Raw genomic sequence first — 11,871 nt, 5'->3', positions numbered from 1 at the left:
ATCATCCTCTTCTTCATTTATATAATTTTTCGTTTTCTACAGCGATGGTTCTTTCAAAAAGCGAAGGAATGTCTATTATGAGTGCCACATTCCCATCTCCTAAGATACTCGAACCACTCACACCTTTTACATGGCGAAATACAGAGCCCATAGGCTTTATTACCGTTTGGTATTCTCCGAGAAGTCGTTCTACGACGATTCCGGCTTTTTTCTCTCCATTGCGGACAATGACAATATTTTCACGGGGAGTTTCCTCTTTAGCTTCTGTTGGATAATAATCTCCTAGACGAAGGAATGGTATTAAATTCCCGCGTAGCGGAAAGAACTGGTTGGCATCAGTCTTATTTTCTTCCGTAAAGTGAAGGCATTCTAAAACCATATCCATTGGGATAATAAAATGGTTTTTTCCTACTTCCACTAAAAAACCGTCAATGATGGCTAGAGTGAGTGGGAGTCGAATGGTGAAACGACTACCTTGACTTGGTGTGGATTTAACGGTGATTGTGCCGCGTAGGGATTCTATGTTTTTTAGGACAACATCAAGTCCCACACCTCTGCCGGAAACGTTAGTTACCTTGGTTGCGGTAGAAAAACCTGGAAGAAAAAGAAGTTTAAAAATTTCTTCTTCCGATTCAGGTAAAGGTCCTGATACAAGTCCTTTATCAATGCCTTTTTGCCAAATTTTTTCCTTTTGTATTCCATTTCCATCATCAGTTATCTCAATAATAACACTTCCTGCTTCATGGAATGCATTTAGTCTTATCGTGCCTTGTTTTGGTTTTCCTTTTTTGATTCGTTCTTCTGTTGTCTCTAATCCGTGGTCGCATGCATTTCTAACTAAGTGAGTGAGTGGGTCACCTAACTTGTCTACTATGTTCCTATCAAGTTCCGTTTCATTTCCTTCCGTAATTAGCCTAATCTCTTTACCGAGATCTTTACCTAAATCACGAACTGTTCTAGTATATTTTTGAAAAGTATCGCCAATAGGTACCATTCTAAGTTTTAAAGAAATTTCTCTTACTTCATTGAGAAGTCGCATTGTATGCATTGATGATTCTTGTAAAATAGAATCTTCCAAGGTACTTATGAGTTGATTCATGTTTGCACAGGAAACAACTAATTCTCCAACACGATTGATCAAATTATCAATTCGTTTTGAATCTACTTTAATCGTTGCAGATTTATTTTGGTCCTTCAGGTTGGGGATTAATTCTCCATTTTCCTGAACTTGGGTTAATGCTTCTTTCGGAGAGTTTTCTGCATTGATTTGTGAAGAGTTATTTTTGATGCCAGTTTTTCTTGATTTTAACTCTTCAAAGTAATGAATTAAACTAGTATTTGTTAGAATATCGATTTCTTTCCAAAGATTTCCAAGAAGGATTTCTTCTTCTGGAAGTTGCATGGAAAGATCTGCTAAATCTGTTATTGGAGAACCGGGAGGTAAAATATGGAGAAAGGAATCGTTCTCAATAAAGTTAAATACTTTTCGGATTGTATCAATATCTGAATCCGAAACAAAATGAATTTCAAAACCTAAGTAACAGGATTCAGGATCAAACTCATTTGAGTTTGGTATTTCTTCAGTCATTGTTTTTAATGAATGAATAGTTCCAATCTTTTTCAAATATCCAATAAAGGAAATGGGATCTAAGCCTTGTGAAAAAACATTCCGATTGGGTCGAAAAGAAATCAGATAATTCGGAATGGAGTAGGTTTGGCTGTTTTCTCTGCCAGGTTTATCTATTTCGCCAAAACCTAACGAATCCTTTGCCTCCGCCTGTTTTTCTTTCTCTGTAGGGATTTCCTTTTTTAAAGAATTTTCAGGATCAGAATTTTGAAACGGTTTCATTGATGCAAGGATAGAATTCCCTATTTGTATTTTGGATTCAGGAATTGTACCTTTTGTTTCTTCATTTACTAAATAAGAAAGATGGTCTTTTGCATTGAGAAGTATCTCTGTTAAATCCTGATGAAAAGGAATTTCATGGGACCGTAACCTGTCCAAAAGGTTTTCTACTACATGGGTAAACTTTACGGTGGATTCAAAACCAAACATTCCTGCCGTACCTTTGATTGTGTGCACTGCGCGAAAGATAGCATTTAAGTCTTCTTCTGTGGGAGAAGTCTTTTCCGTACGTAAAAGAATAGCTTCCATATCGCGAAGGAATTCTTCGGATTCAACTAAATAGGCATCTATAACCTCTGTTAAATCCATTAACTAATTTTCCTTGTTCCATAGCGGAATTCTACTTCATTCGAATGTTCTTTTTTTACTTTAACTCTATCTCCGAAAAAACTAACAAGACCTAATAAATCGAGTATCTTTAGAATAGGCAGAGAGTGATTTCGTAATTTGATCGAAAAATGATTTTTTTGGCTCAAATTTTTTAGATACACTAAAAGTTGAATACCTGCAGAATCAACCCGTTCGATCCCGTTTAAGTCTAATTCAATGTTTTTTCCTTTGGAGGCGTCGGTCCAAATTTCGGATTGTTTTTTCCATTCTTTAATAAAAGGTACAGTTAAATACCCATTCCAAGTAACTTCAAAACTCGAATTTGTTTCCTTTGTATTTTGGACTGGTTCCATGATTAAGGTAATAGTTTCGAAATAGTATCTAATAATTCTTCTGGAGAAAATGGTTTCGTAAGCCATGCTCTTGCACCGGCATCCATTCCTTGCTGTTTTTTCTCCGGTTGGGATTCCGTTGTTAACATTATGATGGGCGTAAATTTATATTTTGCATTTTCTTTGACCTTTTTGATGAAACTAATTCCATCCATATTGGGCATATTCATATCGGAAACGATCAAATCTACTTCGTTAGATTCTAATTGTTTTAACCCTTCCAAACCATCGCCTGCTTCAATCAAATCAAAGTTTGCATTTTTGAGATGCACTGAAATGATTTTACGGAATACCGCAGAGTCGTCAATGATCAAGATCTTTCTATTCATGTTTTGTTCCTTTATCGTGTTGGATTGGTAAAAATATTTCTGCGATGATACAGTCCTCTTTGACTTCGGTCGTATGATCGATTGCATTTCGAATAAAAAACATTCCGTTATGCCGGTGAAGTATGAAATCTACCATTGTTAGACCTAAACCCAAACTGAATTTTTCTTTTGAGTGAAAACTTTCTACAGGAGGGTGGATTCTGTAAAATGGTTCAATGAGTTTTTTTTCAAACTTTGTTAGGTGTTTAGCATATTCGTCTTCAATGATGTTGTTTTTTGCAGATAAACAAAAATATCCATCTACGAATGTTACAAAAACGTCGAAATGAGATTTTCTTTTGGAATACTTTAATCCGTTTGTAATGATTTCATACAGAGCTAACTTCATCGACTCCATATCGAGGTCTAAATAAACTGATTGTTTTACTACAGGAAGGTTTACCTTTAATTCTTTTTCCGCAATTTCCTCGCTAAAAATATTTACGAGTGTTGGTAGAAGTTGAAGTAGGCTTTCGCTTTTTGTTCTTATTAGTTTTGTTTCGTTTTGGATTACTTCTACAGCATGGTCCAAACCTTTCATCATGCTAGTGTTGTGTTCATGGTTTTCGTACAATAGGTCCCAAAATTCTTTATTAATCAGGTAATCCTTGCCAGAATCTACTTTCATTTGTTGGATAGAATCGATAATGGTCGACATTGCTCCAAGCCCTGATCCCTGCATTAAGGTAGTTTTTAGATTTAAAATAGAATGGAGCTCTGAATTAATTTCGTTTGTTTTTCGGTGTGATTCTTTATAGTTAAGCCATTCCAATTGGCTTTTTAATTCTTTTGATTCTTCGTCAATAAGAAGAGATTCCATTCTCTTTAAATAGACGTATTCTAATGCTTTTTCCAAACGATCCGCCACAATTTCTACATGCAGGGGTTTCAAAAGATAATCATAAACCCCTAACTTCATTATCTCTATGATTTCTTCTGTTTGGTCGACGGCAGTTTGGACTACGAAAACTGCGTTTGGCTCTCTTTTTTTTTGTTCTTGGATGAATGACTTTCCGTCAAGAACAGGCATCATCAAATCCACCAAATAAAGGCTATATGAGTGTTTTGTAGCCATCTCTAAAGCTACTTTGCCGTCACAAGCTATGGCGGTTTCCATACCAATCTTTTTGCAAATGGCTTCTAATAGAACCTGGTTTTCCTTTTTATCCTCGATGATGAGGATTGGTTCTTTGGGACGCCTTAAGTGTTCCTTGGCCTGAGCCGGAGAAGATATATTAGGATTTAAGTTCGATTCCACCATATTGATTATCGGAAATCATAAGGGGGAATTCAACAGGGTTCAATTCCTTTATTTTAATATTTTAGGTAACTTGAGTTTAAAAACAGAGCCTTGCCCCAATTGGGACTGGAGCTCTAAGGTGCCACCAAGCCGAATGGCTAGCCCCAGGGAAATGGTGAGTCCAAGACCCGTTCCTTCAATATTTCCATCGTCGTTTAACCGGGTGAAGGTATGAAAAATTCGGTTTTGGTCTCCTATAGAGATTCCCGGTCCAAAATCTCTAACGGAAATTTCCAGGGAATCAACATTCCATTCACAATCTAATTCAATATAAGGGTGATTTGTATATTTGATTGCATTTGAAAGTAGATTTAAGAGGATTTGCTGAATTTTTCCAAAATCAGAAGTCACAGATTTTGATTCTTTAGGGGGGCGAAATCGGATTTCCATTTTTTTAGCATTTGCTTGAGGTTGGATTAATTCTAAAGATTGGCGACATAGATCTTCTGGTCTAAACGTTGTTATTTGGATCTTGATTTGACCTGACTCAATTTTCATTAAGTTCAGGATTTCGTTGATCATATTAAGGAGTCGGGTTCCGCCCGTGTATATATAATTCAAATATTCTTTTCCCGTTTCATCTGCTTCTGGTAATTGAATGAGTTTCGAAAACCCAATGATTGAATTTAACGGTGTTCTTAGTTCATGACTCATATGGGCTAAAAATTCAGTTTTTGCTTTATAGGCGCGTTCCAATTCTTCTTTGGTCTTTGTGAGAGCTACGGTTCTTTCCAAAACTAAAGATTCTAAAGTCGACTTGTATCGGTTAAGCTCTGTTAGATCCAAATCTCTTTGGACAAACAATCCCATCCAGCGACTTACCGTCTGATAAATTAAGAGATTTTCCTGTTGAATCGGTGAGTTTTTTTTATACTTTATAAAACCCATGATACCCAAGAATTTATCTTCAAACTGAACTGGAATGAGAAGTAAGGTTTCTGCTTTGGTTTCCTTAAAGAACCATTGTTCTCTAGGTAATGCGATGTTCGGAGCTAAATAAATGGTTTTTCCTTTTTTTAGTTTATGAACCCAGCGTCCTAATCCTAGATCATACCAGTTTTCGTTTTCACATTCTTTTGGAATAAGTGGATACTTTGTTGTTTTTCTTTCATTTGCCCAAATTTTAAATTTTTCATTCTCAACCTCTAATTCGTATTTGAGAAAAAAAATCGAATCCATCTCTGTAAAGTAAAGAAGTTGGTGTAATGCATGAGGTAAACCTTCTCTAATGGAATTTTGTTGGATGAGAATTTGAATGGAAGAAGCAACTCCTAATTCAAAGCGCAATCGCCAAGCAATTTCTTCTTCTTGTCTTTGTTTGGTGGTAATATCCTTAATAAAGAACTTAGTATATTCTTTATTTTTAGGACCTTCTGGGAATTGGAACTTACCAAAAGAAGTTTCAAGAATGGTACCATTTGTTTTGTATATAAGTTCTGTAGAATAGTCTGAGTGATTTATTTTTTTTAAGAGAAATTCTTGTAAATCAACGCCTGATTCTAAAACTTCAAAAATCTGGTTTTTAACTATAAATTCAAATTTTTTAGAAGACCGATCGATGGATAAAATGCTGGTCCCTGAATCATCACCTTCTAAAGAGGCCTTTAGTAATGAACAAGGATCCAAATCCATATTAATACTGTTTGAGTAGTTCTTTTGGTAATTTGAAACTCATGGTATCCTCTCGGCTTTCAGGGAATAAGGACACTTTGGCATCAGGAAAATGTTTTAATATTTCTCCCACAATTTCATCCACGAGAACCTGTGGGCTTGAGGCACCAGCAGTAATTCCAAGTGTTTTAATTTTCGAATTTCGAATATGTTCCGGATTTACATCCTCTTTTCGAGAAATCTGGAAACTAGAAGGCCTTGTTTTTTTTGCTAATTGACAGAGCCTTACGGAGTTAGAGGAATTTTCAGCACCAATCACAAGCATAGCATCCACTGATTCTAACATGGACTGGACTGCTTCCTGTCGTTCTGTTGTCGCGTAACAAATGTCATCTTTTTGGGGATGTTCTACAAAGGGGAAAACTTCTTCAATTTTTTTAACTACATTCTTTGTATCTTCCACGGAAAGTGTGGTCTGCATTAGATAAGTAAGAGGTTTTTCTCTAGAAATTTTATCTATCAGGTTTTCTACATCTTCCGGAGATTCGACAAGAAACATCACTGCCTCTCCCATTGTGCCTATGGCTTCGTCGTGGCCTCTGTGGCCAATATAAATGATTTGGTGTGTATCTTTGATATTGCGTGCTTTTTTGTGTACTCTTGTGACTAAAGGGCAGGTGGCATCTCCGATTTTCATCTTCCTTTGAGTAGCTTCTTTTACCACTTCAGGGGAGACTCCATGAGCCGAAAAAACAACGGTGGCCCCGTCAGGGACTTCTTTTAGTTCATTAATGAATTGAATCCCTTTTTTCTTCATTTCTTCCACAACTCTCTGGTTATGTACAATTTCTTTACGAACATAAAGTGGGGTTTCCGGATTTTCTTGGAAGGCAGTCTCCACATAGGAGATGGCATATTTCACACCAGCACAAAATCCACGGGGGTTCGCCAAATATATTGTTTCTAACACTTAAAAAAGCCTGCCTTTTTCTAAAATCCAATTCCATAGAAATTCTAGGACATATTTTAGAAAAGGGGAAGTTCTATTTTTATTCAATTTTTATTTCATTTTCCCTATTATCCTCCCTACCGGAATGACCGATTCTTATCTTGAAAAGGCCAAGGATGGCCTCTTCGAAAATTCATCAATTTCTCGGGCTTTCGGTGAAAACCAAAAGTGGCGAGGGAACGGATTCAAGGAGGAACCCGGATGATTATCAACCACAACGTAAGTGCGATCTTTGCACACAGAACTTTGAAGTCTAACGACGCGAACCTGAGCAAAGATATCGAAAAGTTGTCTTCTGGTATGCGTATTAACAAAGCAGGAGATGACGCATCTGGACTTGCAGTGTCTGAGAAAATGAGAACTCAGATTGCTGGTCTTCGACGTGCAGAACAGAATACTGAAGATGGTATGTCCCTCATTCAAACGGCGGAAGGATATCTTCAAGAAACACACGAAATCGTTCAACGCGTTCGTGTACTCGCGGTGCAAGCTGCGAACGGTATCTACTCGGAAGAAGATAGACAACAGATCCAAGTCGAGGTTTCACAGCTAGTGGACGAGATCGATCGTATTGCTTCTCAAGCAGAATTCAACAAAATGAAACTGCTTACAGGAGCTTTTGCTCGTCTTAACCCAACTGCTAGTATGTGGTTCCATATTGGAGCTAACATGCACCAAAGAGAGCGCGTGTACATTGAAACAATGAACACTGCGGCATTGGGATTAAGAAACCCTACGGTTCTTACTTTCATCTCTCTTTCGACTGCAGGTAAAGCAAACTCCGTGATCGGACTTTGTGATGATGCCCTAAGAGTGATCTCTAAACAAAGAGCTGACCTTGGTGCTTATTACAACCGTATGGAGCATGCTGCGAAAGGACTTATGAATGCTTATGAAAACACACAAGCTTCTGAGTCTCGTATCCGTGATACTGACATGGCTGAACAAATGACCAGCTTCACGAGATACCAAATCTTAACTCAGGCTGCAACATCAATGCTTGCGCAAGCAAACATGAAGTCTCAGTCAGTGATGAGATTGCTCCAGTAATAGGATAAGAGAAACTAAAGGCCTGGGCAGGGTGGTTGGGGCCTGGTCTTTGGTTTCTCGATTTTCTTTTTTTAACTCACATCGATCCAGTTCTGATTGATCTCTTCCTATAAAACATTCTTCCCTTTTAGATTCTTTTTTTCGTTTGACAACGTTAGAATTTGCGAATCTTTTATGATATGAAATCCTTCCTAATATTCCCACTGATTCTTTTGTTTGTTAGTTGCAAGTCTGTTGCAAATTTTCAAATTATTGAAAATGTAAAACCAAATCCAAAATGTAAATTCAGTCAGTTTGTCGTTGTTGAGCCTGATTTTTATATTTCGACTGGCGCTAATACTTTGTCAGGATGTATTGAAAAAATTGATAAAACAAGTGCGATGATGTTTTTTTATTTTAGTCGTACCATAAGTAAAATCAGTGCGAGTGTCAATTTGACAACAGGTGAATCTAGTAAAACGCAATCGTTTTCTGGGGAGAGTGCAACTGCCAGAGGAATGATTCCTTTAAATACTAAAACTTCCTTAGAAATTCCTACTGCTGATAAAAAGGGATCGTTTATGTATAGTATTTTATATACTTACAAAAATAATCAGCCTTCGATTGAAATTTATGATGTAACTCGCGAAGAATCTTATGCACCGAGACTTGCTTTCCAAGCCATTTCAAAAAATGATTTATCCAAATTGAAAGAGCTTTTTGCAAGCGGAGCGGTTCAAAAAGATACCAAAATCATTTTATATGATGGAAATGATACATCGGATTTGAATTTATTTCAACAAGCGTTAAATGTTCGCGCTAATAAAGAAATCTTTGAATACTTATTAGAGAAAAAAGTAGATTTTCAATATAGAGACAAACTTGGATTTACTGCTCTTACATATTCAGTTTTTTTTAATGATTTGGAATTATTAAAATACATAGATTCCCTAAAAAAATGGAATTTAAATGAAACAACAAACCAGGGGGATACCATTTTACATTGGGCTGCAGCAAATAAAAATAAACCAATCGTTGATTATTTATTAAAACGAGGAATTAGTAAGGATATAAAAAACAACCAAGGCCTGACCGCTTACGATATAGCAAAATCCAAACTTTCCTATGAAATCATGGAGATATTACAATAATCATTGAAGATGAAGATATATACTAATCTGTTATTAACATCTGAAAATCTTTTGTCATTGGGATTTGAATTGAATTTTCATCCGGCATAAATTTAGATCCAATGAATTTAGATATCGAATCAGCTTATCAATTCCTAAAGCCAGTTGTAAATAGAACTCCAATACAATTCCATTCTCGTTTATCGGAAATATATGGTGCGAAGGTTTATCTGAAGCGGGAGGACTTACAAGTGGTGCGCTCCTATAAAATTCGCGGTGCCTATTATTTGATCCAGAGTTTGTCTTTGGAAGAACGTAGAAATGGAATCGTTTGTGCAAGTGCTGGAAACCATGCACAGGGCGTTGCATATTCCTGTAAAGTTTTGAACTTACATGGTGTGATTTATATGCCTGCGATCACTCCCAAACAAAAAATTAATCAAGTCAAAATGTTTGGTGATAAGTGCGTAGAAATAGTGTTAGTCGGTGACACGTTTGATGATTGTCAAACTTTTGCTCTAGATTATGCTAAAACTCATAATATGGTATTTGTTCCGCCATTTGACCACATCAAAATTATGGAGGGACAAGGTACTGTTGCTAAAGAAATTTTAGAGGAAGAGTCTAATATCGATTATGTATTTGTTCCCATAGGTGGAGGTGGACTTTGTGCAGGAGTGGGAAGTTATTTCAAAGAAAAGTCTCCAAACACCAAAATCATCGGTGTAGAGCCATTCGGAGCTCCCTCGATGAAAGAAGCTCTCAAACAAGGTAAACCAGTAGCTCTCGAGAAAATTGATAAATTTGTCGACGGCGCAGCAGTGAAAAAAGTGGGTGATCTTACCTTCCCAATCTGCAAGGAAGTCCTCTCCGATATGTTACTTGTCAAAGAAGGAAAGGTTTGTTCCACACTATTAAATTTATACAACGAAGATGCTATCGTGGCGGAACCTGCTGGTGCTCTAAGTATTTCTGCTTTGGATCAGTATGCCGATCAAATCCGCGGGAAAAAGGTCGTTTGTATCCTTAGTGGTGGTAATAACGATATTGATCGGATGCAAGAAATCAAAGAAAGATCACTGCTTTATGAAGGATTAAAACATTATTTTATAGTCCGGTTTGCTCAAAGACCAGGCGCTTTAAAACAATTTGTAAATGAGATACTAGGTCCAAACGATGACATTGTCCGATTTGAATTCATCCAAAAAAATAATAAAGAATCTGGTCCTGCCCTCATCGGAATTGAGTTAAAATCGAGAGATGATTTTCAATCATTGTTAGAAAGAATGGATGCCTTTCATTTGAATTTCACATTGGTCAACCAAGATGAAAATTTATTCGAATACTTGATTTAAGTAATGTACACATAACTACTGAAAGGTGTCATTTTTCTTCCAATCTGGAAAAAAGATTTAAGCTTTACACTGGTTCCATTTTTTTCTTTTTTTATAGGTATTCCCTAAAGGATTTTAAAAACCGTTCGATATCTATAGTGATTGAATGATCGTCGTACAGCTAAAAAGCCCGGGGTGATTGCCGGGCTTTTGTATAACTATGAACTTTTTTAAATAAAAAAATATCCTCGAAGTATTTAAATATTTTTTTTGTCGTCCGTATGGTAAACAGGCGTTATTGGGTGGCGGGTGGTTAACCCCACCCAGTTCGATCTGGGCGGGGATGGAATACCGTTTTATATACCCGACATACGAATCTTTCCATTTCTAAATCCCTCTCGCTTTCAAAAAACTTTGATTGTAATCTCTCGATTCGATTATAGTGTTGCTTCGGTGGAAAACGTTTTCTTAGGTAAGATGAGTATCTATCGTTCAAAAGGGTTTTTTATCCTGGGGATTTTCCTATTCAATCTTTTTTGTTATCAGGAATGGAAACACAATCCGGGGGATCCGTTTACCAAATCATATTGGGAAAATAGATTATTAGAAAATGATATGATTGCTTTCCCTCGTTTCTTTTTTGTAGAGGGCTTGGTCACTGGATTAAACCAAACACCATTAACGATCTTTTCTCCTTAAGATGGAAGTTCGATCACTGTTAATGGAAATGGTCCATTTCAGATGTTCGTATTTGCTTCTCCCAAGCATTTGCAACTAACATTTCCAACACAACCTTCGAATGTGCATTGTATCGTTTGGGAAAGAGGAGATTGGGATGGATTCAAATTAATTAACGTCCGTATTTCCTGTCCTTTTGCTAAATCCATTGTGTCTGGAAAGACGATCCTTTGGGATAGATGTACATATGGTTCTTCTTGGAATCCTTTAGGTAATAGTGTAGGTGAAGGTCTTGGCGACTGTTCCATAGGCAATCCAGAGCCATTAGCATTTTGTACAGCAACAGATGGTTACAATTCATCCACAAATCCCAATGCTTGCAATGGAGGAAGTAATACCGAGTTCGTAAATTCTGGCGCTGTATTTAGGTCCTGCGGAAACCTTAATAAGGCGAAAGCCTACCAAAGAGAGAACTGGAGGCTCCCTTTATATACAGAAATGTTTTCTGTGATTCGTTGTAGCGAAACTAACAATGGTGTCATTACCGGAGAAGACGGTTGCTCTGCAGTGGGAAATGGAACAAAATATCTAGGGGCAACAGCAGACCCGATCCTATATCCTAACACGCAAGCTACCCATTATTGGGGACCTCAAACATTTCCTGGTTTAGGAGATGTCCAAGTAATTACTGTCAATTTTGGTCCTGGGAATGAATCCTATTTGAACAAAGATTTGAACGGTTTTGTTCGCTGTGTTTCCGATTTATAGATTGTTAACCTTGAAT

At 36.9% G+C, this 11,871-nt stretch carries 10 protein-coding genes; 4 read left to right on the top strand and 6 right to left on the bottom strand.

Features of this window, described 5'->3' with window-relative positions; all coding sequences use genetic code 11:
* Positions 1–13: 13 nt before the first annotated feature.
* Genes ND811_RS06475 through ispH form a run of 6 tightly spaced genes read right to left on the bottom strand, consistent with a single transcriptional unit; the run spans position 14 to position 6,877 of the window.
* Positions 14–2,215: a chemotaxis protein CheA gene (locus tag ND811_RS06475; protein WP_265351285.1), complete on the bottom strand. Its 2,202-nt coding sequence runs from the start codon at positions 2,213–2,215 to the stop codon at positions 14–16.
* Positions 2,215–2,589 carry an STAS domain-containing protein gene (locus ND811_RS06470; protein ID WP_265351284.1) on the bottom strand — a complete coding sequence of 125 codons (375 nt, stop codon included), beginning with the start codon at positions 2,587–2,589 and terminating at the stop codon, positions 2,215–2,217. Before ND811_RS06470 ends, ND811_RS06475 begins: the two co-directional genes overlap by 1 nt.
* 2 nt (positions 2,590–2,591) lie before the next feature.
* A complete protein-coding gene (locus ND811_RS06465; protein WP_265351283.1) occupies positions 2,592–2,957 on the bottom strand; it encodes a response regulator in 366 nt (121 codons plus the stop codon).
* Positions 2,950–4,257 (bottom strand): response regulator, encoded by a 1,308-nt coding sequence (locus ND811_RS06460; RefSeq protein WP_265351282.1) that lies wholly within the window; start codon positions 4,255–4,257, stop codon positions 2,950–2,952. Before ND811_RS06460 ends, ND811_RS06465 begins: the two co-directional genes overlap by 8 nt.
* Positions 4,258–4,305: 48 nt before the next feature.
* Positions 4,306–5,928: a sensor histidine kinase gene (locus tag ND811_RS06455; RefSeq protein ID WP_265351281.1), complete on the bottom strand. Its 1,623-nt coding sequence runs from the start codon at positions 5,926–5,928 to the stop codon at positions 4,306–4,308.
* A 1-nt stretch (position 5,929) separates the two neighbouring features.
* A complete protein-coding gene (ispH, locus tag ND811_RS06450) occupies positions 5,930–6,877 on the bottom strand; it encodes a 4-hydroxy-3-methylbut-2-enyl diphosphate reductase (RefSeq protein ID WP_265351280.1) in 948 nt (315 codons plus the stop codon).
* A gap of 240 nt (positions 6,878–7,117) precedes the next feature.
* Here ispH and ND811_RS06445 point away from each other — a divergent pair, with 240 nt between their 5' ends.
* The 4 genes from ND811_RS06445 (at position 7,118) to ND811_RS06430 (ending at position 11,855) form a co-directional block, all read left to right on the top strand.
* The gene (locus ND811_RS06445) at positions 7,118–7,966 is read left to right on the top strand and encodes a flagellin N-terminal helical domain-containing protein (RefSeq protein WP_002974229.1); all 849 of its coding nucleotides are present in this window, start codon (positions 7,118–7,120) and stop codon (positions 7,964–7,966) included.
* Between the two features lie 179 nt (positions 7,967–8,145).
* Positions 8,146–9,096 carry an ankyrin repeat domain-containing protein gene (locus ND811_RS06440; protein WP_265351279.1) on the top strand — a complete coding sequence of 317 codons (951 nt, stop codon included), beginning with the start codon at positions 8,146–8,148 and terminating at the stop codon, positions 9,094–9,096.
* A gap of 101 nt (positions 9,097–9,197) precedes the next feature.
* A complete protein-coding gene (gene ilvA / locus ND811_RS06435; RefSeq protein ID WP_265351278.1) occupies positions 9,198–10,430 on the top strand; it encodes a threonine ammonia-lyase IlvA in 1,233 nt (410 codons plus the stop codon).
* Between the two features lie 720 nt (positions 10,431–11,150).
* Positions 11,151–11,855 carry an Lcl domain-containing protein gene (locus ND811_RS06430; protein ID WP_265351277.1) on the top strand — a complete coding sequence of 235 codons (705 nt, stop codon included), beginning with the start codon at positions 11,151–11,153 and terminating at the stop codon, positions 11,853–11,855.
* The last annotated feature ends 16 nt before the right edge of the window (positions 11,856–11,871 follow it).

Origin of the sequence: Leptospira soteropolitanensis (assembly GCF_026151655.1) — a bacterium.
Lineage (GTDB): Bacteria > Spirochaetota > Leptospiria > Leptospirales > Leptospiraceae > Leptospira_A > Leptospira_A soteropolitanensis.
This window is presented reverse-complemented; position numbering and strand designations above follow the sequence as displayed.